This is a genomic window from Streptomyces sp. NBC_01450 (assembly GCF_036227505.1).
In the GTDB taxonomy this organism is placed as follows: Bacteria; Actinomycetota; Actinomycetes; order Streptomycetales; family Streptomycetaceae; genus Streptomyces.
Genome location: NZ_CP109480.1, coordinates 10,473,495 through 10,499,064 on the forward strand (window position 1 = coordinate 10,473,495; position 25,570 = coordinate 10,499,064).

Annotated in this window: 17 protein-coding genes and 5 pseudogenes; 10 read left to right on the forward strand and 12 right to left on the reverse strand. The window is 66.5% G+C overall.

What is annotated here, in order from left to right:
• Window positions 1-422 precede the first annotated feature (422 nt).
• Entirely contained in the window at window positions 423-2,048 is a 1,626-nt protein-coding gene (gene qcrB / locus OG568_RS46770) for a cytochrome bc1 complex cytochrome b subunit (protein ID WP_329536016.1), read from the forward strand.
• A gap of 269 nt (window positions 2,049-2,317) precedes the next feature.
• Here qcrB and OG568_RS61625 read toward each other — a convergent pair.
• A pseudogene (locus OG568_RS61625) lies at window positions 2,318-2,760 on the reverse strand (transposase); the annotation flags it as partial.
• 151 nt (window positions 2,761-2,911) lie between these two features.
• On the opposite strand from OG568_RS61625, the gene OG568_RS46780 reads away from it, so the two are divergent.
• A complete protein-coding gene (locus tag OG568_RS46780) occupies window positions 2,912-3,769 on the forward strand; it encodes an inositol monophosphatase family protein (RefSeq protein ID WP_329536017.1) in 858 nt (285 codons plus the stop codon).
• A 57-nt stretch (window positions 3,770-3,826) separates the two neighbouring features.
• Here the strand turns inward: OG568_RS46780 and OG568_RS61630 are convergent.
• Window positions 3,827-4,018: pseudogene (locus tag OG568_RS61630) on the reverse strand (hypothetical protein); the annotation flags it as partial.
• Window positions 4,019-4,116: 98 nt separating this feature from the next.
• Between OG568_RS61630 and OG568_RS46785 the strand changes: the two are divergent.
• From OG568_RS46785 to OG568_RS46805, 5 genes and pseudogenes are all read left to right on the forward strand, one after another.
• Window positions 4,117-4,656, forward strand: coding sequence for a hypothetical protein (locus OG568_RS46785; RefSeq protein WP_329536018.1), 540 nt, complete (start codon window positions 4,117-4,119; stop codon window positions 4,654-4,656).
• 429 nt (window positions 4,657-5,085) lie between these two features.
• Window positions 5,086-5,482, forward strand: a pseudogene (locus OG568_RS46790) (alpha/beta hydrolase fold domain-containing protein); the annotation flags it as partial.
• A gap of 285 nt (window positions 5,483-5,767) precedes the next feature.
• Window positions 5,768-6,141: pseudogene (locus OG568_RS46795) on the forward strand (type 1 glutamine amidotransferase domain-containing protein); the annotation flags it as partial.
• A 214-nt stretch (window positions 6,142-6,355) separates the two neighbouring features.
• Window positions 6,356-7,273 carry an acetoacetate decarboxylase family protein gene (locus OG568_RS46800; protein WP_329536019.1) on the forward strand — a complete coding sequence of 306 codons (918 nt, stop codon included), beginning with the start codon at window positions 6,356-6,358 and terminating at the stop codon, window positions 7,271-7,273.
• Window positions 7,274-7,284: 11 nt separating this feature from the next.
• Window positions 7,285-8,886 carry a succinic semialdehyde dehydrogenase gene (locus OG568_RS46805; RefSeq protein ID WP_329536020.1) on the forward strand — a complete coding sequence of 534 codons (1,602 nt, stop codon included), beginning with the start codon at window positions 7,285-7,287 and terminating at the stop codon, window positions 8,884-8,886.
• Between the two features lie 607 nt (window positions 8,887-9,493).
• Here OG568_RS46805 and OG568_RS46810 read toward each other — a convergent pair.
• Window positions 9,494-10,750 carry an NADH:flavin oxidoreductase/NADH oxidase family protein gene (locus OG568_RS46810; RefSeq protein WP_329536021.1) on the reverse strand — a complete coding sequence of 419 codons (1,257 nt, stop codon included), beginning with the start codon at window positions 10,748-10,750 and terminating at the stop codon, window positions 9,494-9,496.
• Between the two features lie 89 nt (window positions 10,751-10,839).
• Between OG568_RS46810 and OG568_RS46815 the strand changes: the two genes are divergently transcribed.
• Complete coding sequence (locus OG568_RS46815) at window positions 10,840-11,463, forward strand: TetR/AcrR family transcriptional regulator (RefSeq protein ID WP_329536022.1); 624 nt, start codon at window positions 10,840-10,842, stop codon at window positions 11,461-11,463.
• A gap of 46 nt (window positions 11,464-11,509) precedes the next feature.
• Here OG568_RS46815 and OG568_RS46820 read toward each other — a convergent pair whose 3' ends face one another.
• The gene (locus tag OG568_RS46820) at window positions 11,510-12,157 is read right to left on the reverse strand and encodes a histidine phosphatase family protein (protein WP_329536023.1); all 648 of its coding nucleotides are present in this window, start codon (window positions 12,155-12,157) and stop codon (window positions 11,510-11,512) included.
• Between the two features lie 516 nt (window positions 12,158-12,673).
• Here OG568_RS46820 and OG568_RS46825 point away from each other — a divergent pair.
• Entirely contained in the window at window positions 12,674-13,633 is a 960-nt protein-coding gene (locus OG568_RS46825) for an NAD(P)H-quinone oxidoreductase (protein WP_329536639.1), read from the forward strand.
• 522 nt (window positions 13,634-14,155) lie between these two features.
• On the opposite strand, the gene OG568_RS46830 is transcribed toward OG568_RS46825, so the two are convergent.
• The 4 genes from OG568_RS46830 to OG568_RS46845 form a co-directional block, all read right to left on the reverse strand.
• Window positions 14,156-14,752 carry a YceI family protein gene (locus tag OG568_RS46830; protein ID WP_266419165.1) on the reverse strand — a complete coding sequence of 199 codons (597 nt, stop codon included), beginning with the start codon at window positions 14,750-14,752 and terminating at the stop codon, window positions 14,156-14,158.
• A gap of 270 nt (window positions 14,753-15,022) precedes the next feature.
• Window positions 15,023-15,769, reverse strand: coding sequence for an SDR family oxidoreductase (locus OG568_RS46835; RefSeq protein WP_329536024.1), 747 nt, complete (start codon window positions 15,767-15,769; stop codon window positions 15,023-15,025).
• 292 nt (window positions 15,770-16,061) lie between these two features.
• Window positions 16,062-17,762 (reverse strand): L-aspartate oxidase, encoded by a 1,701-nt coding sequence (locus tag OG568_RS46840; RefSeq protein WP_329536025.1) that lies wholly within the window; start codon window positions 17,760-17,762, stop codon window positions 16,062-16,064.
• Window positions 17,763-17,962: 200 nt separating this feature from the next.
• Entirely contained in the window at window positions 17,963-19,186 is a 1,224-nt protein-coding gene (locus OG568_RS46845; RefSeq protein WP_329536026.1) for an NAD(P)/FAD-dependent oxidoreductase, read from the reverse strand.
• 221 nt (window positions 19,187-19,407) lie between these two features.
• Here OG568_RS46845 and fdxA point away from each other — a divergent pair.
• Window positions 19,408-19,716 (forward strand): annotated as a pseudogene (gene fdxA / locus OG568_RS46850) (ferredoxin); the annotation flags it as partial.
• A gap of 120 nt (window positions 19,717-19,836) precedes the next feature.
• Here fdxA and OG568_RS46855 read toward each other — a convergent pair.
• From OG568_RS46855 to aceE, 4 genes are all read right to left on the reverse strand, one after another.
• On the reverse strand, window positions 19,837-20,259 hold the full coding sequence (locus tag OG568_RS46855) for an OsmC family protein (protein ID WP_329536027.1): 423 nt from the start codon (window positions 20,257-20,259) through the stop codon (window positions 19,837-19,839).
• 670 nt (window positions 20,260-20,929) lie between these two features.
• Window positions 20,930-21,427 (reverse strand): Ohr family peroxiredoxin, encoded by a 498-nt coding sequence (locus OG568_RS46860; RefSeq protein ID WP_329536028.1) that lies wholly within the window; start codon window positions 21,425-21,427, stop codon window positions 20,930-20,932.
• Between the two features lie 217 nt (window positions 21,428-21,644).
• Window positions 21,645-22,541, reverse strand: a complete 897-nt coding sequence (locus OG568_RS46865; protein ID WP_329536029.1) for an RNA polymerase sigma-70 factor — start codon at window positions 22,539-22,541, stop codon at window positions 21,645-21,647.
• A 277-nt stretch (window positions 22,542-22,818) separates the two neighbouring features.
• Complete coding sequence (gene aceE / locus OG568_RS46870; protein WP_329536030.1) at window positions 22,819-25,506, reverse strand: pyruvate dehydrogenase (acetyl-transferring), homodimeric type; 2,688 nt, start codon at window positions 25,504-25,506, stop codon at window positions 22,819-22,821.
• Window positions 25,507-25,570: the final 64 nt, after the last annotated feature.

The following is a 25,570-nucleotide window of genomic DNA, read 5'->3' on the forward strand; positions in this document are numbered from 1 at the left end:
CCGTGAGGAAGCCTGCCGGGGAACGGCCGGGCAGCGCCACGACCGGCGTGTCACATCCACGCCTCATGCCCGGTCATATGGGTGGAAGCAGTCCAGGAGCCTGCCGACGCTAGGAGTGCAGTGATGAGCATGGCCGTTCTTGAGCCCGCGGCTCAGGAGCTTATGGCGATGACGGGCGGCCCGTCGTTGCCCCATGTGCCCGTTCCAGGAGATGCCCGGCGGGTGCTGGATGACGGGCATTTCGTAAGCGGACGTCGCGCATATCGACCGTGACGGGCCGCGTGAAAACGGACGGAAACAAACGCGATGCCCAGCCCGTCTCTAATTCGCCACCAGTGGGAACCGGCCCTGCCGCAGAAGACGTGAAATCTGCGAAATCTAACGCACTTCCTTTTTGACGATTTACGAATGGTGGTAGAGGCATGGGTGACGGGAGTCAGGAAAAAGAAGTGCGGCAAGAAAGCAAGGGTGAAAAGGTTGCAGAATGGGCCGATGGGCGCCTGGGTGTATACAGCCGGGTCAGGGCAAATGCGCGAAGAGCGTTCCCTGACCACTGGTCGTTCATGCTGGGCGAGATCTGCCTCTACAGCTTCATTATCATCGTGGTCACAGGTGTGTATCTGACGCTGTACTTCCATCCGTCGATGAAGGAAGTGACATATCAAGGCAGCTATGCGCCGCTGAAGGGCCAGATGGTGTCAGAGGCGTTCGACTCAACTATGCACATATCTTTTGATGTGCGTGGTGGCCTGCTGGTCCGGCAGATCCACCACTGGGCAGCCCTGGTCTTTGTCGCCGCCATACTCGTCCACATGATGCGCGTATTCTTTACGGGCGCGTTCCGTAAGCCTCGTGAGCTCAACTGGATTTTCGGATTCCTGCTGCTGGTGTTGGGAATGTTCGGAGGGCTGACGGGATATGACCTTCCGGATGACCTCCTGTCCGGGACCGGACTCGCGGTCGTGAACGGAACAATCCTTTCCATCCCGATCGTCGGAACCTACCTCTCGATGTTCCTTTTCGGAGGCGAGTTTCCGGGGAACGATCTGGTGGCGCGCTTCAATGCAATCCACGTTCTGCTCATCCCCGCCCTCATGGTGGGACTGCTTGCCGCCCATCTGGTGTTGGTCCTCTACCACAAGCACACACAGTATCCGGGTCCGGGACGCAGCAACAAGAATGTTGTGGGCCTGCCGCTTCAGGTGCGCGCCGTGAAGTCCGCAGGATTCTTCTTCCTGGTTGCCGGCGGCATCCTCATCATCGCTTCCGCCGTGCAGATCAACCCCATCTGGCAGTATGGCCCCCACCGTGCCGACCAGGTTTCGGCAGGCTCGCAGCCCGACTGGTACATGGGCGTGGCAGATGGACTTCTGCGCGTCATGCCTGGCTGGGAAATCGCCTTCTGGGGCCACACCCTGGCTCTTGACAACCTGATCCCGCTGGTGGCGGGCGTTGGTCTCTTCCTTGCCATGGGCGCGTACCCGTTCATCGAGTCCTGGGTGACCGGTGACGATCGTGACCAGCATCTCCTCGACAGACCACGCAACCGCCCGGTACGAACGGGACTTGGCGTCGCGTGGATCAGTTTCTATCTGGTGGCCCTGATCGGTGCCGCGAACGACATCATTGCCATTCGTCTTCACGTCGCGGTTGAGTCGGTGACGTGGGCAGTTCGGATCGGTCTCTTCATCGTGCCTGTCCTGGCCTACGTCGTGGCGAAACGGTGCGCACTCGGGCTCCAGCGTCAAGACCGCGAGAAAGTGCTGCACGGTCGCGAGACCGGCATTATCAAGCGTTTGCCGAACGGCGAGTTCATCGAGGTGCACGAGCCACTCGGGCAGGAACAACTGCACGTTCTCACACAGCATGAGCAATACAAGCCGATCGGTCCCGACTCCACGGGAATCGAGGGAGGACCGGATACCAACTCCAGCCTTACCTGGCGTCTGCGTGCCCGCCTCAGCCAGAGGCTCTACGGTGAAGGCACGCAGATCACCAAGCCGACGGCGCAGGAGTACGAGGAGATCACCAGCGGGCACCAACACTGATCACATCGCGGGTGCCGGTCCTCACCTCGCCGGGGTACGGACCGTTGCTCGCTCCAGGGCCCGTGTTGCTCGGGGCGGTGTCTCTGCGCTGTCCGCACAGCGCCGTCGAGGGCCGTCGCACCCAGCAGCGGGTCTGGACGGTCACAGCAGAGCCGCCTCGTGGGTCCATGGATCTGCCCGTCTGCTGCTCCTCTCTGGGCGCCCAAGGCTTGCCCCGTAACTGATCTTGAGGTCGATGCGTGCGGCCAGCGGCGATGAGCTCCGCCCCTCTATCCGATGAGGGCGAGGTTGTGCAGGCGCGCGATGCCGAGCATGGCGTGGTGTACTCCGTCGCCCTGAGGCTGCAGTCGCGGAGGATCTGACTCGAAATTGGCTGCGCGAGGGCAGGGTTGATTGCCCCGGCGGTAGGGCTGGGGTGGGGGAGGCTTGCGGTCGTGGCGGTTGCCCGGCAGTGGCCGGCCGACCACCACGACCAGGCGACTGTGTCGGCGTCGACGACGACCTGATGGTTGGTGGAGTACCGACAGTTCTTGGACCGCTCGGCCACCGTGTGGTCGCGGGTGGGCACCAGAGTTCCGTCCACGATGAGCACGGTGTCCTTGCGGAGCCGCTTGCGGGGCTGAAGCGCCAGCAGCGGACCGAGGCGGTCGACTGTTCGGCCAGCCGCGGACTTTGAGATGCCGAACGCTGGGGCGAACTGGCGCAATGTCAGGGGCAAAGCAGCGTGGGTTCAGTCCGGTGAACGGGGAAATCCAGGACGGCTCCGACGCTGTGAGCACAGCAGCCACGCCTTGATAATCTCACCGCGCCTGCACGCTCCCGCCGGAGCCTCAACGGCGAACCACGGTGGGAAGGGCAGCCTCGTGACGGACCCGGCAGACCTGGAACTGGCGCACCACCTCGCCGACCAGGCGGATGCCATCGCCCGACGCTACTTCTCGACCGCCACCATCGAATCCCGGACCAAGAGCGACGGGAGCCCCGTCACTGACGCCGACCGGGAGATCGAAATCGTCCTTCGCTCCTTGATCCGCCAGGAGCATCCCGACGACGCGTTCATCGGTGAGGAGTTCGGCGCCCATGGGCGCGGCAGACGGCGCTGGATCATCGACGCCATCGACGGCACCGCGAGCTTCCTCGCCGGCGAACCGGAGTGGAGCACACTGATCGCTGTCGAGGAGGACGGCCGCATCACCCTGGGCATGGTCTCCGCCCCTGCCCTGGGCCGTCGGTGGTGGGCCAGGCCGGACTCGGGCTCCTGGACAGGGCCATGCCCCTCGAACCCGGCCGCACCGGCGCACCGGTTGGCCCTCATCGAAGGCGGTAATGCCCAGAACGCAGCCATCGGCATCTGGCCGCCTCCGTCCAGACTGAACCAGCGGGAACGAGTCGTGGCCGCGAGACTGGCCCGGGGCGTCTCGCAGGTCCGACCGCTGCTCGACTGGACCACAGCGGATCCCACCGCGCCAGCGCCTCGCAAACCGTCCGCCGGATCCGGCACCTGCCACGGCGCCCTCCTGGTCGCGACCGGTCAGCTGGACGCCTTCTTCCTCCTGGGAGCCGGCCCCTGGGACATCGCCCCGCTGATCCCCATCGTCCAAGAAGCCGGCGGCACTTTCAGCGACCTCACCGGCCAGTACCGGACCGACACCGGAGCCGCGCTGTTCGCCCGCCCCGGACTCCACCAACAACTCCTGGACATCGCCGTGACCGCCAACTGAGCGATCTCCGCCCACGGATACGTCGCCTCGCCCTGCACAGTGGTTACGGGACAAGTCTTAGCCAAGGTCTCCATCTTCACGAGCACCTTCCAGGGCCTGCGGCCGTGGGTGCCTTCGACGTACCGAGCGTTGGGAGATGAGCCAGTAGATGAACGCCGCAGGTATTTCAACTTCGCTCGGCAGATCCCTCAAGAGGGCATGGAGTTGCTCGAGGGTGCGCGCTTCGTAGGCCGCGACCACCCGTTCTTCAAGTTCGGGAAGCGCGCAAGGCTGGTGATGTGCTCCTCGCTGTCATTCATGGCGACCTCTCAGGGCGGGGGGGGAGCGGCGTCTGGGGATGGGCGGTCTTGCAGGTCGGCGACCGCGGTAACCACCCGCGTCCAGACCCCTGGAGCGTCGCGGACACCGACCTCGCCGTCGACGGACTGCTGATCGACTTCAAGAGCACCCGGTACACCCGCACACTCTGCCAGGCCGAAGCGTGTCCGCTGATCGGCTACCTGCTGCTCGACATCGCCGATCAGTACCGGATCGACACCGTCGGCCTGTACCTGTCGCGCTTCGGCATGCTCGCCAGCCGGCTGATGGAGGAAAACCTGGAACTGCTCGGTGCCTGCCGCCGCGACATCGCCGTCTTCCGAGGCGCGTTCATCGAGCTGCTCGAAAGCCGCACGGTCGACGACGAACCGTACGAGCAGGAGGAGGAAGACCGTGTACGGCGGCTGCTGCGGCGCCTGGCCCCCGTGATATTTCCCGCCCGGTGCCACCCGATCGGGCACGTAGGGGGACGGGCGACTGCCTGTGTACCGTTACGGCGATGGAGTCGGCCTCCTACGCCGGGCGAATCGACGCCCGGCTACCCAGAGGTTGATCAGGAACAGCACTGATCCGGCTATGGGCCAGCCCAAGGATCCACCGTCTCGGTAGGTCGCGATGCCCACCAGCAACAGCATCGCGCCGATCGCCACACCCATCAGGTCGAGGAGGACGTCCGCCGACCTCACGATCTTCGAAAGGTTAACCACGGCTTGATCGTGACAGGTGACCCGCTCGCGGCCAAGGGCGAGTCTCTTCCGCGACCCGTATGTCTGCCGCGCGGTCGGCGGAGTGACTTTGGCCGGGAACCGCTGACACACTGCCAAACTCTCCTGGCGAGCGGCCAAGGTCTTCTGCCAGAGGCCATCCAGGTCCTGCTGCTCGGTGGCTGGTTGCCGTCGTGGTGGCGGCGCTGCTCGGGGTCCTGGTGATGGCCGTCGGGTGGTGGCTGGGGTGGTGCCGTCGGTGCGCAGGCGTCGCCGCTGCACGCCGCCCCCGGAGACACCTCGCGCATCGCGGTCGCCGGCGAGTCGGTCGGTGGCTGTATGTCAGCGGTGTTCGCGCTGATGAACAAGGAGCGCGGCGGGGTCGATCGCAGGGCCCCGGTGCTGCTGCACCCGGTGGCCGACGCCGACTTCGACACCCCGTCCTCTCTGCAGTTCGCCGAGGGCTACTACCTCACCCGCGACGGCATGAGGTGGTTCTGGGACGCCTACACCACCGATGACGCCCAGCGCACCGAGGTGTACGCCTCCCCGCTGCACGCTTCCCTGGACCAGCTCCGGGGACTGCCCACCACCCTGTTCATCACCGACGAGGCCGACGTACTGTGCGACGAGGGCGAGCAGTACGCGAACAAGGCTGCGCGAGGCCGGGGCGGACGTGACCTCGGTACGTAGCGGACGAAGTTGCGTTGGGAGATGCCGGCCGCATTGGCGATGTCGGCGACGGTGACCTGCTCGAAGCCGGAGATGACCGCTCAGGTCCATTTCCCGTGATGGCGGCTGGAGGACACTCCACGCGAGACCTCGGCGGATGCCCGCTTGGCCGGCACGGCAGTCGGAGACCGCAGAGGGAGACATGCAGATGACCAAGGCTCTTTTCGTCGTGTCCGCAGCCGATCACTGGACGCTGAACGACGGAACGGAACACCCCTCGGGATTCTGAGGTGAGGAACTGGCGATGCCGCACAAGATTTTCACCGAAGCCGAGTGGGAGATCACCGTCGCCACCCCTGGCGCAAGGCCCCCACGCTGGACCGGCTGAGCATGTCCCGCACCGCGGGAATGCCGTCGAAGTTGCGTGAGGTCGTCCGGTACCTGGCCTACGACCCGGTCTCGGGGGCGCTGCTCACGCAGGTGCCGCGCTTGGGCAAGCCGCTGGCGCTGCTGTGCCATGCGCCCGCCGCGACGCCGGCGGCCGAGAACGAGGACGGCTCATGGCCGTTCGCCGTTCGCCGGATACCGGATACCGGATACCGGATGACGGGCCTGTCGAACACTGAGGAGAAGTTCAACAGCTTCGGCCGCAAGGCTCCCTGGCTGCTGGGCGAACGGCCCGATGTGTGCGGCCGCCTCCCGGTTCGCGGCGTCCGTCGGCTGTACGGGTAGCCGTCTTTGGGCCGTCGCTCCGCGGCCGGCCGTGACGGAACCTCTGCTGCTGCCGCCGTTGTCGCTGCCGCGGTTCTCGGCGAGTGGGTGTTGACGGTGCTTACATCGCTGGTTGGCCTCATGTGAGCACTGCTAACATGTGAGTGAGGGAGCTGCACGGATGTCATCGCCTCAGCAGGAAACAACCAAGGTCGACCTGGGTGGCCGCACGGTCAGGGTCCCCAAGGGGGGTCTGTACGACCGCTATCGGATGGACACTGATCTCGACGCGGTCGCCCGTGATCCCCGCGTCAGCGGAGTGGACTTCTTCCGGCGCCTGCCGAAGGCGAAGGTCGACTCGGCGATCGGTCCGACGCTGACGCCGAACTTCTACTACCGCATCTCGACCGCCCGGCTGACGATGCTCGCCCGCTCCCGCGCGATTCGTGCCCGGCTGCCCGGGGAACTGGCGCCGCTGGAGGTCGCGCCGGGGGTGGGGCTGGTCTCGGTGATGTTCTTCAGCTACGAGGTGTGCGACATCGACTTCTACACCGAGGCCGCCGTCGGGATCGCCGTGAAGCCCGCCCGGCACGGCAGGTTCGGCTTCTTCGACCTCGTCGCCGGCCTGAAGAACGAGCGCCTCGACTCCTATGTGCTGTCCCTACCGGTGAGCACGGAGATCGCCCAGGTGCGCGGCCACGACGGCTACGGCTTCCCCAAGTGGGTCACCGGCCTCGATGTCGACATCGACGCCGGCCGGACGACCGCACGGGTGGCCAATGACGCGGGCGGAACGGACCTGTCCCTCTCGGCGGCCACGCCGGTGCAGACCGTGTACCCGAGCGGGGAGCGGGTCTCAACCCTCACCTCCTACACGTCGATCAACGGCGCGTGGCACTCGACGCTGAGCCAGACCAACGTGCTGTCGTCCGGCACCGCGCTGCTTCCACGCGACGTCCAACTCCAGGTCGGTGAGGGCCGTATGGCAGATGACCTGCGATCGCTCCGCCCGATCAGGACGGTCCAGCTCGACGTCGTGACCGAGGGACAGCTCGCCCTGCACATGCCGGTCCCCACCTCGGTCCAGAGCCGGAAGTAAGGAGCCCTGCCATGGTCACCGACCACGCCACCCTTCCCACCACCACCACCCGCGGCACCGGCTTGCCCGCCTCGCTGGCTCCGGCCCGGATCGAGCGTCTGGCAGCGCGCGTTGCTGCCGCAGCGGATGCCGCGCGGGTCACCACCACCGCCCCCTACACCGGTGTCTCGCTGGCGGACCTGCCGGTCTCGACGCCCGCGGACGTCGAGGACACGTTTGCACGTGCCCGCATCGCTCAGAAAGCCTGGGCCGCCATATCCCTGAGCCAGCGGAAGAGGATCCTGCTGCGGTTCCACGACCTGGTGCTGGCCCGCCAGGATGAGGCGCTGGATCTGATGCAGGCCGAGAACGGCAAGACCCGCCGCGACGCGTTCCTCGAAGTGATGGACACGGCGATCACTTCCCGCTACTACGCGCGCAACGGCGCCAAGTACCTGGAGCCCAAGCGCCGTCGTGGCGCGATCCCGGTGCTGACCCACACCACGGAGCTGCGCCATCCCAAGGGTGTCGTCGCCATCGTCTCCCCGTGGAACTATCCGCTGAGCATGGCTGCCGGCGACGCCATCGCGGCCCTCATGGCGGGTAACGCCGTCGTCCAGAAGCCCGACACGCAGACCGCCCTCAGCGCGCTGTGGGCAGTGGACCTGATGCATGAGGCCGGCCTGCCGGCCGGTGTGTGGCAGATGGTGGTGGGCCGGGGCAGCTCCATCGGCGGTGCGTTGATGGCCAACGCCGACTTCATGATGTTCACCGGTTCCACCGCCAGCGGACGCAAGATCGCACGCGATGCCGGCGAACGCCTCATCGGTGCGTCCCTGGAGCTCGGTGGCAAGAACCCGATGATCGTCCTCGACGATGCGGACATCGAAAAGGCCGCCGACGGCGCGGTCGCCGCGTGCTTCCCCTCAACCGGCCAGCTGTGTATCTCCATCGAGCGCCTGTACGTGGCCGAGTCCATCCGCGACCGGTTCATCGCCGCGTTCGTCGCCCGTACTCAGCAGCTCAAGATCGGTGCCGCCTACGACTACAGCATCGACGTCGGCAGCCTCACCACCCCGTCCCAGCTGGACACTGTCACCGCACACGTCGACGACGCCGTCGCCAAGGGCGCCACCGTCCTCGCCGGCGGTAGGGCGCGGCCGGACCTGGGGCCGCTGTTCTACGAACCGACCATCCTCACCGACGTCACCCCCGACATGACGCTGTACGACGACGAGACCTTCGGGCCCGTCGTCTCGGTCCACCCCTTCCGCACCGTCGATGAAGCGGTCGCGCGGGCCAACGCCACGCCGTACGGCCTCAACGCCAGCGTCTGGACCCGCGACGGAGCCCAGGGCCGGGCCGTGGCCGCCCGCGTGCGCGCGGGCACCGTCAACGTCAATGAGGCTTTCGCCGCCGCGTGGGGGAGCATCGACGCACCGATGGGCGGCATGGGCGACTCCGGACTCGGCCGCCGCCACGGTGCCGACGGAATCCTCAAGTACACCGAGGCCCAGTCCGTCGCCCACCAGCGCATCCAAGGGTTCTACCCGCCGGCCGGGATCTCTCCCGAAACCTGGGCCACGCTGCTGACCGGCGCCCTGAAGGTCCTGAAGGCCGTCGGCGTTCGCTGAAGTGCCGGAGACCAGGCGACCGCGGCTTCGATCAAGTTGCAGTCAACACCGGGCGCCGGCCGACCAGGTCCAGGAATGCAGGGCGGTGGTGCCGGACCGCAGGGGTCGAGCACATCGATGCACGTGCGGGCTGCGGCCGCCGCCCGCACGTGCATCTCCGCATGGCGGAGCGCCACCGATGCGGCAGACGACACCGACGGGCACATCTTGGGCGGTGGCCCACCGTTCCCCTGCCGGTCCAGGCCGGTCGGCCTCCGACGCCCGCCGCAGGAGGAGACCGGCCCGAACCCCGGGGCGCGTAGGCGGCCGCCTTGTTGAAGGTGCAGATGCGCGGGGGCGGGGCGCGGCAAGCTCCGGCTCGCGGACTTTCGGCCGATGCCGCTGGAACTCCACGACCCCGAGGACTTGGACAGCGAGAGTGGCCACCCGCCTGCGCTTGATTTCACGCGGCGGATGGCCACCGGAGTTTCACGGGGGAGGGGTTCGCGCGCCGCCGCGCTGTCGGGCGGGCCGTGAACCGGTTCAAAAGTCCCGAGTCGCTGCTCCCCCTCGCGATGAGCGCGGCAGACGCGGCCGGGGGTGGGTACGGGTTCGTCCGCTGGATCGGCTACGCGCGGCTCGCGGTGGTGGTTTCCCGCGAGGTGAGCCACGCGCGGTAGCGGCGCAGTGCCTGTCGCTGCCGGCGCCATTCGGTGAGCAGGGCGTACGCGGGGTGGGTGTTGGGCCTGGGGCGGCTTCCGCGGGCGATGCGGCGCAGCTGGTGACGGACCTGCGCCATGCTCGCGGCGGAAGCCAGCGCCTTGTCGGACCAGGTCACCGGCCTCAGCTGCCGGTCGGCCTCACGGTCGTGGCGCCAGCGGTCCGGCAGGTTCGGGGTGAGGGCGAGAGCGGTGCCCATCCCGACGAGCGCCACGCCACTGCCGAGGACCGTCTCGGCGGTGTCGCGCCGGGTGATGCCGCCGGTGAGCATCAGCGGCAGCGGGCTGGTCGTGACCAGGTCCCTGGCCAGGTCCAGGAAGTACGCCTCACGGGCCTGGGTGCGCGCGTCGGCGGGGCGGCCGGACATCGCGGGACTCTCGTAACTGCCGCCAGAGAGTTCGACCAGGTCGACGCCGAGCGGTTCGAGCATCGCGATCACCTGTCGCGCGTCGTCGGCGTCGAATCCGCCGCGCTGGAAGTCGGCGGAGTTGAGCTTCACCGCGACCGCGAAGGACGGCGAGACCGCGGCGCGCACGGCGCGGACGACGTCCAGCAGCATCCGGGCCCGGTTCTCCAGGGACCCGCCCCACTGGTCGGTGCGCTGGTTGACCAGGGGGGACAGGAACTGCGAGAGCAGGTAGCCGTGCGCGGCGTGGATCTCCACACCGTCGAACCCCGCCTTCTCGGCACGGTGGGCCGTGACCGCGTACCGCGTCACGGTGGTCTCGATCTGCTCGGGGGTCATGGCGACAGGGCGGCCGAAACGGCTGCTGTGCTTTCCCAGGTCGACTCCCACCGCGGACGGGCCCCATACGACTCCGGGCATGTCCGCCTGGATCTGGCGGCCCGGGTGATTGATCTGCATCCATATCGCTCCGCCGCCGGACTTGCCGGCCGTGGCCCATTCGGTGAACGGCTCCAGCGGGACGGCGTCGTCGAGCACGACGCCGGCGGGACCGGTCAGCGCCTCGGCGTGCACCATGACGTTCCCGGTGATCAGCAGTCCGGCACCGCCGGTGGCCCAGTGCCGGTACAGCGACAACAGCTGCCCGTCGGGCAGCTGGCCGTCGCCGGCCATGTTCTCCTCCATGGCCGCCTTCGCGATCCGGTTGCCCAATACCTGCCCGGAGCGCAGGGGCAGCGGTGAGTACAGCTCACTGGCCATCCGGATTCTCCTCTTCATCGACTACAATGTTTGCACCGTTCACATTAGGCGATCAATGTGCACGGTGTAAACATGAGAGAGGGTGTCCCATGCCACAAGCGAGCGACTCGTACCACCACGGCGATCTGCGCGCCGCCTGCCTGCGCGCTGCACGGGAACTACTGGAGGAGGACGGCAGCGCCGGACTGTCCCTGCGCGCGGTCGCGCGGCGGGCCGGTGTGTCGGCGACGGCCCCCTACCGTCACTACGCGGACCGCGACGCACTTGTCTCCTCGGTCGCCGCCGAGGGGTACCGGGAACTCGCCGGATATCTGTCCGCGGCCCGTCCCTCGCCGGCGACACCTGACGACCTCGCCGCGGTCGCCGTCGCCTACGTCCGCTTCGCACTCGACCACCCGGCGATGTTCCGGGTGATGTTCGCCGAACCCTGCGATCCCGGCAACGAGGAACGCGCCGCTGCGACCGCCGCCCTCTCCGAGTACGTCCGCGCCCTCGTCCGCAGCGTCTTCCCCGGCGCCGACCCGGAGGCGCTGGCGACCCCGGTGTGGGCCCTGGTCCACGGCCTGGCCTTCCTGCACCTCGACGGCAAGCTCGACACCTCCACCCCCGAAGTGGTCGCCCACCAGGTCCGTACAGCCGTTTCCGCGCTGATCGCCATCTCCCAGGTGACGTCAAAAGCGGCGGCCGCGGCGCCGGAGCAGGCAAAGGCGTAGTCGGCGCATGACCGCGGGGCCGCCCAGGCGGGCAGGAGAGGCGGTCTCAGCGGTAGGTGAGCAGCCGACGCTGGTGACCTGCGAAGTGGGCGTGATCGTTGAAGGTCAGCAGGCTGGTCCCGGATCTGCCCACCGCAAGCGTCGTGATGGAGGCGTTGACGGTGACACGGTTGAGCGCGACGACCCCCTCGGGCGGCAGCGGCAGCAAGGTGCCGCACAGCGCGGCGAGAAGGCCGCCAGAGGTGACGACGACCGCGTCACGGCCACGCCCGAGCGTGGCGGACAACTCGGCTTGAGCGGCCGCCGCCCCCTCGGCGAAGGAGTCCCAGGTCGTGCCGTCGACCGCGCCGGGCTCCGCCATCCATGCCAGCAACGCGCGATCGAGCACATCCTGAACGGCATGGGTGTGGCTCGCCGAGGGTGCGTAACGGGCCAGCAGGGCGAGGTGGTCGTACTCGTTCCAGCGCGGATCCTGGCGGAGAGGCTGCCTGAATCGGGCCGTCTCCGCGATGAGGCGCGCCGTGTCGCGTTGGCGGGTGAGAGTTCCCGATACGAGGTGCGGGTCGCGCAGGTCACGGCGGGCCAACTCCCGTCCGACCGCGACGGCTTGGGCGCGGCCGAGGTCGGACAGGGCGTCGTAGTCCTCCGCACCGAAGGACGCCTGACCATGACGGACGAGACAGATGAGCGGCACAGAGATACTCCCGCGTCGGCCTGTTGATGTGCGCAGTGTACACATCCGGTTCTCCGGTGAACCACGGCACCCGCCGGGCGTTGTCGGGCCTCTCGTGCCGCCGCTCCTCTCCGTGTCGGCGACCAACCTCGCGCGTCGATGGCGGCGACGGGATGCCGCGCCAGATCCGCGAACGGCGACATTCATGGGGTTGAGGCTGTCGCCGCCGCACTGCGCGGCGAGGTTGGGCGCGGCCCCTGCTGCGCGGAGTGCTGGGATCCCTTCCGTCGCCCGTGCCCGCTCTGCCCTCGGGCGAAGCCTGCAAGTCCGTTCGAGCAGGGGCGGCTCACGCTGTGGAGCAGTCCTGGAGCGGCGATCCGCAGCGATGTTGACACTGCACACTTCGGAACCTAATGTGTGTACCGTAAACATTGGCTCCTGGTGGCCATCGGACATAAAGCGTTCTCCGACCCGCTCTCGATATCGAGAGCGCTACGTCCCAGGAGTCCTTCACTTCACCCATGTGAACGGAGCGCCATGAAGGCAGTGTCGATCAAGGAGCCTGGCGGCCCGGAAGTCCTCGAGTGGACCGAGGTCGAGGATCCGACGCCCGCGTCCGGAGAAGTCATCATCGACGTGGTGGCCACAGCCCTGAACCGGGCGGATGTCATGCAGCGGATGGGCCTGTACCCCGTGCCGCCGGGAACGTCGCCGTATCCGGGACTGGAGGTCTCCGGCCGCATCGGCGCCCTGGGCGAAAACGTATCCGGCTGGCAGGTGGGCGATGAGGTCTGCGCACTGCTGACAGGCGGCGGCTACGCGCAGAAGGTCTCCGTCCCGGCAGGACAGCTGCTGACGGTGCCCAAGTCGATCGGACTGGTCGAGGCTGCGGGCCTGCCGGAGGCGGCCGCCACGGTGTGGTCGAACATCGTCATGACCGCAGCACTGAAGGAGGGTGAGACCTTCCTCATGCACGGCGGTGCCGGAGGGGTCGGCACCATGGCGATCCAGATCGCCAAGGCGCTGGGCGCCCACGTCGTCACCACCGTCGGCAGCCCTGAGAAGGCCACCCGGGCGCGGGAGTTGGGCGCTGATGTGACGATCGACCACCGCCGGCAGGACTTCGCCGAGTACGGCCCCTACGACGTGATCCTGGATGTCATCGGCGGCCAGTACCTCGAACGGAACGTCCCGACCCTGGCCGCCGACGGACGGTTGGTCATCATCGGCCTGCAGAACGGTCTGGAAGGCCAACTCAACCTTGCCGAGCTGGTGTTCAAGCGCATTTCGGTACATGGCACCACCCTGCGCACCCGGTCCGCGGCGCAGAAGGCCGCAGTCATCGCCGAAGTCCAGAAGGAAGTCTGGCCGATGATCGAGAACGGATCGGTGCAGCTGGTTGCCGACAAGACGTTGCCCATGGCGGAAGCCGCCGAAGCGCACCGTCTCATGGAGGCAGGCGGGCACGTCGGCAAAATCCTGCTGGTGAACGACTGAAACGCAATCCCAGGCCAGGGTGATCGAACATCGACGCCCTGTCCGTCTGGGAGGGCGTGCCATACCCGGACCTGGTCGACCTGCACCTGGCTCACACCCGCACCTACCGGGCCCTGGCCAGTGCGTCTCCTGGCTTACGGCCGCTGAACGGGGGGAAGCTCCTGCAGAGCGTCGGAGATGGTTCTCATCCGCTCGGTGAGGTGTACGAGTTGCCGGCGAAGCTCGTTGACACGGGCCTCCAACTCGGTCGCTTCTGCGGCTAGCGACACGACTGTGGCTGCGATGTCGCTTCGGATCTCAGTGGCTCGGCTCATCGTATGTCCTTCTGCGGCAGAGACCGGATGGATGTGGGCGTCGCGCCCCCACGGAGTCATGTGCCGGGTGGGAAGGCCTGTCCCGGCCGGGGACCGGGCGGAGACGGTGTGGCGCGGCATCCCATAGGGGTGCCCGGTGAGAAGTGCTGCCGGCGCATGTCACGCTCGCTGAGCCGGGCAGCTGATGCTCTGACAGGCGCTTCCCGGTCTAGGCGGCTTCTCTCTGGACCAGTTGTACAGCGGAGACGCCGAGAACCAACTGCACCTTGTCGCTGACCAGGACCCCACCTGTCGCCAGTGCCGTGTTCCAGCCAAGCCCCCAGTCGGAGCGGTTCAGGGTGGCCGTACCCTCGAAGCCGACACGGTTCTGTCCATGGACGTCCCGGCTCGCTCCACCGCACTCGAGGTCGATGTGAAGGGGCAGTTCGATGTCCTTGATCCGGAGGTAACCCAACAGGCGGAATCGGTTGTCTCCGGCATTGACGATTCCGGTGGAACGGAAGCTCATGAGAGGGAACGACGCTGAGTCGAGGAAGTCCGGGCCGGTGATGTGCGCGTCCCGTTCCTGAAACCCTGTGTCCACACTGCCGGTCTGGACACTGAGATAGGCCTCGGAGCGGGCGGGATGGAGCCCATCGAGCTTGAGGAGCCCCTCGAAGGCGGTGAATCTTCCACGCACGTCGGTGATCATGGCGTGCCGGATGGAAAATCCGATCGTGCTGTGGACCGGGTCAATGGCGTAGACGCCGGTCAGCCCTTCAAAGGGAGCTGTACGAGAAATAGTTGTTTCCTTGCGGTTGAACATGGGAGCCGGTTCCTTCGTGCGGGGAGTTCAGATAGGGGCGAATTTCGGTGCACTGCGGCCGTACAGTCGAATTCAGGGCTGCTTTTCGAGCGAAGTGCTGCCGGTCATGAACGTCGAAGCCTGGACCCACGAGAGATGAAGAAACGGATCGTCCTGGCAAGGAAGGCCAAGGCAGTGGCCGTATGCGATGGTGCGGTGATGCGGTGGAGTGAACCTGCGGCCGGAGCGCAGGGGTGGCCCCTGCGCTCCGGCAGGGGCCACCCGCAGGGCTTACTGCTGCTGCGCGACCCAGTCGGCGAACCGGGTCTCGGCGATGTGCGCGTCCGAACCGGGCAGGAGCGTGGTCTCCTGCAGCTGGGCACCGGCGTACGGGGCCTTCGGGTCCGTGACGACCGTGCGGGGGTCGTTCTTGCTGGCGAGTGCCTCACGGAGGAGCTCGTCGAGCTGGAACACGTCGGGGCCGGCGACCTCCACCACGCCGTTGGCCGGGGCGCCGACCGCAGTGCGACCGACAGCGGCGGCCACGTCGTCGGAGTGGATGGGCTGGATCTTGACGGGGGCCAGAAGCACGGTGTCGCCCTCGGTCGAGATGTCCGCGAGCCCCTTCATGAACTCGAAGAACTGCGTGGCGTGGACGATGGAGTACGGGACGCCCGACTCCTTGATCAGCTCTTCCTGGGCCTGCTTGGCACGGAAGTACCCGCTCTCCTGCAGGCGGTCGGTGCCGACCACGGACAGCGCCACGTGGTGCGTCACGCCGGCCTCGGACTCCGCCTTCAGGAGGTTGGCCGTGGAGGTGCGGAAGAAGTTCATGACGTCTTCGTCCGACCACGAGGGGGAGTTCGACACGTCGACCACGACCGACGCACCCTGCAGAACCTCGGCCAGACCCTCGCCCGTCAGCGTGTTGACGCCGGTGTTGGGCGAAGCCGCGACCGCCTCGTGACCGTTCTCGTTGAGCTTGCCGACCAGCTTCGAACCGATGAGCCCGGTTCCACCGATCACTACGACCTTCATAATGGATTCCTCTCGGAGGTTTTCATGGTGCGGCGCGCATCCTGTGATGAGTTGCTCGCCGTTGCTGAAAAAATTCTGTCTGCACTAGAAGTGACAGGACAGTGGATCTACTTGTGACGGGTTTCGCCGCCATCGAGAAAATTTCTTGATGCGGCCCTCAGAAGCCCGGCTGTACGAGGCAGCGCGGCTGTTCATTCGCTCGCCTCACGACCCCGTCGGCGGTCACTTAGCGCGCTCGAACCAGAGCACACGGTCATGCCGCCTTGGCGTGACTCGTAGGGTTGTACAAGGGTTATTCGACGAGCTTTCCATGGGTCGAGACCTCCTGCATCAGAGAGGCAATCTCGTCCGGGATGGCCGGAATGCTCTCGCGGGTGATCCCCGTCGTCGGAGACCACACGAGATTGACCTGCAGAGCGGGATCCATGTCCGGATAGTCGCTGCGGTTGTGGCAGCCCCGGGTCTCACGACGCTCAAGCGCTGCTTCGAGCGTGGCCCGGGCTGCCAGAGCGGAGGACTTGAGGTCGAAGGCGTGCGCGAGATCCTGGTAGCCGGCGATGTCGGGATGGATACCGACGTTCTCCATCCTCTTCTCGATCGCACCGAGCTCTGCCAGTCCGGCGCCCAGGCCCTCTTCGTCGCGTACGACTCCCGCGTGCTCGGTCATGGTGTTGCGGATGGCACGTTGCAAGGCGCGCACGTTCTCCGGCCCGTCGGCTGCGAGAAGATCGTCGATTTCCGCGCGAGCCTGCGCTATTGCCGATGCCGACCGCGGCTGTGCCGTCAGTGACTGCGAGTAGGCGGCGGCTGCCTGGCCCGTGATGCGGCCAAAGACCAGCAGCTCTATGAGGCTGTTCCCACCGAGGCGGTTGGCGCCGTGCAGCCCGCTCGATGCCTCACCGATGGCGTACAGGCCACGGACGTCCGTGCTGTGGTCCTCGGGACGCACCCACACCCCGCCCATCGAGTAGTGCGCGGTGGGCGCGATCTCGATCGGTTCGCGGGTGATGTCCAGCATCTGCAGGTCCAGAAGAGTCTGGTAGACGCGGGGGAGCCGCGTCATGATCGTCTGCCGTGGCAGGTGGGAGACGTCGAGCCACACGCCTCCCTTGGGGGTCCCCCGCCCCTCCTTGATCTCCGTGTAGGCGGCCAGGGCCACGCGGTCGCGGGTGGACAGTTCCATCCGGACGGGGTCGTAGCGGTTCATGAACCGTTCCCCGAGCGCGTTGCGCAGGATCCCGCCTTCACCCCGGGCGGCCTCGCTGACCAGGGTGCCGGCCGCGTTCTCCGGCTCGATGATCCCGGACGGGTGGAACTGGACCAGTTCAGCGTCGCGCAGGCGGGCTCCGGCCTCCACGGCAAGGCGGAAGGAGTCACCCGTGTTCTCGTCGCGGCGCGAGGACGTGCGCCGCCAGATACGGGTATGGCCACCCGCCGCAAGAATGACGGCGTCGGCGTGGATCAGGTAACGCCTTCCATTCGCGAGGTCGAAGCCGTAGGCACCGAAGACAGCGCCGTCATGCACCAGGAGCCGGGTGATGTAGACACCGTCGAGCACGGGGATCTTGAGCTGATCCGCGCGCCTGATGAGCGTGCGCTGGATCTCCAGACCGGTGTAGTCGCCGGCGAAGGCGGTCCGCCGGAACTTGTGGGCGCCGAAGAAGCGCTGGGAGATACGGCCGTCCTCTTCCCTGGCGAACGCCATGCCGTACCGTTCCAGGTCGCCGATGCCCTGGGCGGCTCCCTGAGTGACGATCTGGGTGGTGCGAGGGTCGGCGAGCAGATAACTCTCCTTGAGAGTGTCCGCCGCGTGCTGCTGCCAGCTGTCCTCGGGATCCATGGTGGCCAGGGCCGCGTTGATTCCCCCGGCAGCGAGTGCCGTATGGGTGTCCTCCTTGGGTCGCTTGCCGACCGCGAGGACGTCGATGCCGGACTCAGCCAGTTCGATTGCCGCTCGCAGCCCAGCGCCTCCGGTGCCGATCACCAGCACCATGGTGGAAAGATGTTGTTCGGCGATAGCCACGGTCCACTCCGATCGTCTGGGTTGTCACCCACTACGACCGGATCGTCCCCGGATTTGTGACAGCCCTCCGGTGCCGGTGCGCCGGTGAATCCGTGGCGGGCAGTGCCCGCCGACGCCGACGAGAGCGAGAGCCGACCTGCGTCCGGCCCGCTCTCGCCCGAGCCGCGACGTCACGGCAGGATGTGGTCCAGGGGTACGTCCGGGTCGGCGAGAAGTGCGTCGTCGATGTCCGAGCCCGATGTGATGAGGGACCGGATCGGGTCAATGACATCCCACACGTTGACGTTCATGCCTGCCAGCACCCGGTTCCCCGCCATCCAGAACGCGATGAACCGCCGTTCGGACGGCTCACCGCGGAACACCACGCGGTCGTAGCCCCCTGGTTCCGTGTAACCCGTGTACTCCATTCCGAGGTCGTACTGATCGGTGTAGAAGTACGGCAGCCTGTCGTAGACAGCGTCCTTGCCGAGCATGCTGAGCGCCGCCACCTCCGGCTGATGCAATGCGTTGGCCCAGTGCTCGACCCGGAGGTGGCGGCCGAGCAGCGGGTGGTACGCGTTGGCGACATCGCCTGCGGCGTAGATGTCGGCTGCTGAAGTCCGCAGATGCTCGTCGGTGACGATGCCGTTCTGCACGTCCAGGCCCGCCTCCTGGGCCAGTTGGACGTTGGGGGTGATGCCGATGCCCACGACCACGGCATCCGCGGCGAGGTGTCTGCCGTCGGCGAGCCGCACCCCGTCCACCCGGCCGTGCGTTCCGGTGAGGGACTCCACCTGCACGTTGGGCAGCAGATGGACTCCGTGATCAGTATGGAGAGCGGCGAACACTTCGGCCGCTTCGCGCCCGAGTACCTTCAGCAGGGGAAGCTCCGAGTGCTCGAGCACAGTTACCTCGGCGCCGGCCATCCGGGCGGCCGCGGCGGTCTCGAGACCGATCCATCCTGCACCGATCACGACGATCTTCGCCCCTGCGGTGAAGGCGGACTTGAGCCGTTCGCTGTCTCCCACACGGCGCAGATACAGAACGTTGTCGAGGTCCGCTCCGGGGACGGTCAGACGACGTGGGGACGAGCCGGTGGCCAGGAGCAGCTTGGTGTAGGAGACCTGACGTCCGTCGTCCAGGTGCACCTGCCGTGCCCGAATGTCGACCGTGCGCGCATAGGTGTCCAGCATCAGTTCGACGTTGTGCTCCCTGTACCAGTCATCAGGGTGCACGAAGATCGAGTCGCGCTCCTCCTTGCCCAGCAGGTAGCCCTTGGACAGGGGCGGCCGGATGTAGGGCTTCTCACTCTCGTCGCCGATGATGACGAGCGGGCCGTCGTGGCCGTGCTCGCGCAGTGCCTCGGCCGCCTTGGCCGCGGCCAGACCGCCACCGACAATCACGAAAGTGTTCATGGGGTTCCTCATCTCAGATGTCGCATGCTGCGAGTCATGTTGGAATGGTCATCCATCGGACCGTGAAGTCCTTCGTACTGTGACAACTCCGCCACCACCCGGGCGTGATACACGCCGACTGTCACAACATCTTGAGCGTCATGGTCATACTTTCAGCCGGATGACTGCCCGTCGTGAGCCGGCCGACCGCTGATGATCTCCGTCGGACGGAGGGGGAGAAGATGACGTACGTGATTGCGGAGCCTTGCGTCGACGTCAAGGACAGAGCGTGCCTCACCGAGTGCCCTGTGGACTGCATCTATGAGGGCGGTCGGACGCTCTACATCAACCCCGCGGAGTGCGTGGACTGCCATGCTTGCGAGCCGGTCTGCCCGGTCGAGGCCATCTTCTACGAAGAGGACGTCCCACAGCACTGGGCGCAGTACACAACCATCAACGCCGAGTACTTCGAGACGTCCTCCGGTCAGCAGAGCGAGCCGTACGTCGTTGAGGGCGACCACCGCCTGATCGCCCAGTTGCCACCGCGGAGTTCACACAAGAAGGACATCGCTGTCTTCAGCATTCGCAAGGAAGAGGCTGCTGACGCCGACCTGTGGTTCCCGTCCTGACAAGACGCCGTCCAGGGCCCGTCTCATGGTTGACTCCGGGGGTCATTCCGGCAGTGTCCGGCTGCGGGATACGCGAGGCCTCGTCAGAACAGTGGGAACCGTGACGATCGAGACCTCCCTGGACAGGAGACGTTGCACAGGACAGCGACCGGCGACCGCCAGCAGTTGCCTTATGTGGTCGGGCTCCAGATCGCCGGTCAACTGGACGTTCTTGACGATCTGCCCTTGCGCATCGAACCGCACTGCGACCTCGACATGGTCGAGCGGCCAGCTGTGCCGGTCCGCGAACGCCCGGACGGTCATGGAGGTACACGACCCGAGCGCGGCCAGGAGCAACTCTTTGGGGGTGGGGCCGGTATCGGTGCTGATGGGCTGTGGTTCGTCCGCAGTCAGCGTGTGAGGGCCGACTGTAATGGAGCGGGCGAGACGCGGGCCTTCTTCTACTGACACGGTGCGTGCGCTCATCAGTCTTCCTTTCGGGGGAGGTACACCGCTGTGCGACCGGTGATCACCAAGCGGGGTGGCGGGTTACGGCGGGGTGCAGTGACTCGCCCTTCACTGCAAAGACAGGAAGGCTCGCGCTCATGTGACACATTGCCCGGACGACTCCGGGCGAGGCGTCGCCGCCAGGTGCCCGGGGCTGGGTGAACGAGACCTGCCCACCGAAGATGGTCGGAGACTGTCACACCGCGCAGCACGGCCTGGTCTTACAGACGGACCAGGCCCGAACGCCACCGCGGAGAAAGAGAGCCATGCGCGACGAATCCCGAGTCATCGGTATCGGGCCTGAGGACGTCGAACGCGCTGCGGCCCTGCACCTCAGGTGCTCCGTGCATACGTTGTGGAGCCGGTATCACCGGGCGATGGGTGATACCCGTTCCCACCCGCGTAGACTCCTGACACGTCTGGGCTCGGCACCCGTCTCCTGCACCATGCCGGTCGGCAGCGGAGCGTTGTTGCGCAGAGCCGTCGTGTGCTGTCGTGCTGCACACGACGGCTACGTAAACAGCCTAAAACGGCACGCAGTTGGGCAACCTGCGCCGGTGTCCTTGGCCGACGGCCGTGTGTTCATCGGCATCGGACGATCGTGGACCTGCCCGGCGTCGTAGGGTAGACGGGAATGTGACGACAGGGCCTAGGAAGCCAGGGTGATGGTCGTCGGCGTTCCCTGCCAGGCCATCCTCGCGTAGGGGCACAGCGAATCGGCCTTCTTCAGGAGCGGAGAGGCGACCTCGGAATCGATGCCCGGCCACTTGACCACCAGGTCCACGCACAACAAGTAGCCGCCGTCTTCCGGGTCCCGCCCGAATGCCACGGTCGCGTCCACGGAGATCGCGGCAGGATCGAGAGCCGCCTGTCGTGCCACCAGGCTCAGTGCTCCGTGGAAGCAGGCGGCGAAGCCGGCGGCGAACAACTGCTCGGGATTCGTCCCCTGGCCGTCTCCTCCCAGTTCGGCAGGCATGCGCAGGTTGAGATCCAAGAGTCCGTCGTCCGAGAGTGCCCTCCCCGATGCCCGCCCGTGACTCGCTACCCCGCCACTCACAGCCACCGTCGTGGTGTAGATGGGGGCGAAGGACTCTCCGTCGAAGTCCTTGTCGGTGGACAGATCGGGCAAGCGGATCTGCTCGTTCATCGCGCGGCTCCGTCAACCGGCATCTCAGGCTTACCCGCGATGCCGGACTCCCGACGATGGGCAGAGCGCTCCAAGCCAGCTATTCTAAATGCCATACTTTATTCACCTTTCGGCGCGGCGAACTTCCGGGTTCCAGTTCCAGACAATTAGTTGACCGACTAGCCGCTCTGCTTGTGACACTCCGGCCGAGAGGAGATCGGCCGATGTCGGGACGGCCTCAGCTGTCCAGTGAAGACACGTAGGGGGCCAGTTTGGCTGGATTCATTACCCACATGATGCGTTCGATTCCTTCTGCCGACACATCGATGGACAGCAGAGCCACCGTGTTTCCATCGGCTGAAATCAGGACGGACGGACTGCCGTTGGCCTCGACCCAGCGAACGTCTGCCTGCGGCCAGAAACGTGGGGCGAAAGCGACAAGGTACTTGGAGACGTGTGGACGCCCGACGACCGGAATCTTGGATGCGCCACGCATCCCTCCGCCGTCGGCGTAGCTGACCACGTCCGCGGCGAGAACGTCCTCGAGCGCCGACAGACTGCCGGTCTGTGCCGCGGTGAGGAAGACCTCCAACAGCCTTCGGTGAGCGGCGGAGTCGACCGGCTCCCTGCGTTCCGCCGTCAGATGCTTCCGAGCGCGGCTCACCAACTGACGCGTATTGGCTTCGCTTGTCTCCAGGATGTCCGCGATCCGCTTGTACGGGTAGTCGAAGGCTTCCCTCAGAACGTAGGCGGCCCGTTCCACGGGGTTCAGCTTCTCCAGGAGGAAGAGAACCGCCAGGTCGAGTGCCTCTGCCCGTTCCGCACCCAACTGTGGATCCACGCTTGTGTCGACTGGCTCCGGAAGCCAGGGGCCGGTGTAGGCCTCACGCCGCATCCTGGCGGACTGGGCGTAGTTGATCGCCAGACGGGCGGTGACCGTAGCCAGGAACGCCCCCGGATCCTGGATGCCGGAGCGGTCGGTGTTCTGCCACCGCAGCCACGCATCTTGCACGATGTCCTCGGCTTCCACAGAGCTGCCGAGCACGCGGTACGCGATGCCGAAGAGCCGAGGACGTGCTGCGACGAACTCCCTCGTCGCCTGGTCGAGGGAGCCTGTGTCGTCTCCGGCGCTCATGGATCTCCTCCAGCTCTGGATCACCATGCTACAAGCCGTCACAGCAGGACGCGCGTCTCAGGCCCTGTAGCGAGAAGGCTGGGAGGCGATCATAGATGTGATAGTGGCCAACGCACTGTTTGCCCAGCAAACGCATCTCTGGAGCGATGTCTGCTTCCTGCGTCCACACCGTGTGGGGAGGACTTCATGGCCGCCTCATGTCGCCGGCGTGAGCCGAGGGCCGGAATTGCGCCAGGTCTGTTTCCGGTATGCGAGAAATGGACGGCGACCAAGGTGCTCATCCCTGCCAGCCGTAGCGAGCGCGGGCTTCGGCAACCGTCTCAGGGTCGACGGCACCGGCCCGCGCCAACTGGTCCAGGGCGGCGATCACGATCGACTCGGCGTCCACTCGGAAATAGCGGCGCACGGCATCACGGGTGTCCGACAGGCCGAAGCCATCCGTTCCCAGCGACGAGTAGTCCTGTTCGACCCACTGGCTGATCTGATCGGGCACCTGCCGCATCCAGTCGCTGACCGCCAGAACGGGCCCTCGTGCGCCCGACAGCGTCGTGGTCACGTACGGGATGCGCCCCTCACCCCGCAGCCGTGCCCTGTCGGCATTCAACGCATCGCGGCGCAGCTCCGTCCACGACGTCACTGACCAGACGTCAGCGTGGACTCCCCACTGGGACACGAGAAGTTCCTGGGCCTTCAATGCCCAATGGATGGCCGTACCGGAGGCGAGCAACTGGATTCGCGGTCCTGCGTCGAGGGGCTCTGCCTCCTGGAACCGGTAGATGCCCCGCACGATCCCCTCTTCGATCGATGGCCCGGTGGGCATGGCCGGCTGCTGCTTGGGCTCGTTGTAGACCGTCAGGTAGTAGAAGATGTCTTCGGGCTGGTCCCCGTACATCCGTCGCAGCCCTTCCTTGACGATCACCGCGATCTCATAGGCGAAGGCCGGGTCGTAGCTGACGGCGGCCGGGTTCGTGGAGGCCAGCAGATGGGAATGCCCGTCGGCATGCTGCAGACCTTCGCCGGTCATCGTCGTGCGGCCGGCCGTCGCTCCGACGGCGAAGCCGCGGCCCATCTGGTCTGCCAGGGCCCAGAACTGGTCGCCCGTCCGCTGGAACCCGAACATGGCATAGAAGATGTAGAAGGGGATCATGGGTTCGCCGTGTGTGGCGTACGACGTCGCAGCGGCGGTGAACTCGGCCAGTGAGCCGGCTTCGGTGATGCCCTCGTCGATGAGCTGGCCGTCCTTGGCCTCCCTGTAGTGCAGGAGTTGATCGACGTCGACCGGCTCGTAGTTCTGACCCTCAGGCGAGTAGATCCCGGCCGTCGGGAACAGGGATTCCATACCGAATGTACGTGCCTCGTCGGGGACGATGGGCACCCAGCGCCGCCCCGTCTCCTCGACCCGCATCAGGTCCTTGACCAGCCGGACCAGAGCCATGGTGGTGGCCACCTCTTGTTTGCCGAAGCCCTTCTGGAGGGCTTCGAAGGGGCCGGACGGCGGCTGCTTCAGCGGCTTGGCCACCACCCTTCGTACCGGGACGGGGCCTGCCAGAGCAGAACGCCGGTCGCGCAGATACCGCACCTCTTCCGAGTCCTCACCGGGGTGCCAGTACGGCACCAGGTCCCCGCTCAGCGCGCTGTCCGGGATGGGCAGTTCCAGCGTGTCACGCATCTGACGGAACTGGGCCATGGTCAGCTTCTTCATCTGGTGGTTGGCGTTGCGGGACTCGAAGTGCGACCCCAACGTGTGGCCCTTCACCGTCTGGGCGAGGACGACCGTGGGCTTGCCCCTGTGCTCGACCGCGGCCCTGTAGGCGGCATAGACCTTGAGCGGTTCGTGTCCGCCCCGGGAGTTTTCGAACAGGTCCGTGAGCTGAGTGTCACTCAGGCTCGCAGCGAGGCGGGACAGCTCATCGCCGACAAAGAAGTGTTTGCGTATGTAGGCGGCGTCCCGTGCGGCGTACGTCTGGAGTTGGGCATCGGGTATCTCGCCGAGGCGGTGGACGAGGGAGCCGTCGGTGTCGCGCTGCAGCACGGGGTCCCAGGCCTCGCCCCAGAGAGTCTTCACCACATGCCAGCCCGCGCCGTGGAACCGGGCCTCGAGCTCCTGCACAATCTTGGAATTCGACCGCACCGGACCGTCCAGCCGCTGCAGATTGCAGTTGATGACGAAGGTGAGGTTGTCGAGACCCTCACGGGCGGCCAGGGCCAGCGCGGCCGTCGCCTCGGGCTCGTCCGCTTCCCCGTCTCCGAGGAAGGCCCATACGTGCGACCCGGAGGTATCCTTGATGCCCCTGTTGTGCAGATAGCGGTTGAATCTGGCCTGGTAGATGGCGGCAAGAGGGCCGAGCCCCATGGAGACGGTCGGAAACTCCCACAGCCAAGGCAGCCGCCGGGGGTGCGGGTAGGACGGCAGACCGTGACCGTCGGCCTCCCGCCGGAAACCGTCCAGCTGCTCCTCGCGCAGTCGGCCCTCCAGGAACACCCGTGCGTAGATGCCGGGCGAGGCATGCCCCTGAAGGTACAGCTGGTCCCCGGAACCGTCCCCCTCCTTGCCTCTGAAGAAGTGATTGAACCCGATCTCGTAGAGCCATGCGGCCGACGCGTAGGTCGAGATGTGGCCGCCGAGACCCAGGTGGGAACCGCGGGTGACCATCGCGGCCGCGTTCCACCGGTTCAGGGCGGTGATGCGGGACTCCATGGCGATGTCGCCCGGGAAGGCAGGCTGGGACGACGCCGGGATCGTGTTGATGTAGTCCGAGGACAGCAGCCCCGGGAGGGCTACTCCGGACCTGGCCGCGTACTCGTGCACGCGCCGCAGCAGGTACACGGCGCGTTCGGGCCCGGCATGTCTGATGACGGCGTCGAGTGATGCCTGCCATTCCCGCGTTTCCTCGGCGTCACGGTCGGGCAGCTGGTCGAGTTCACTTGTCGTGGAGGATTCTGTGGGCCGAGTCGGATCGCTCATGGGAGAGTTCCTGTCAAAGCGTGGGGAGGGGAAGACGGACGGCGCCGCGGGCGCAGAGGCGCCT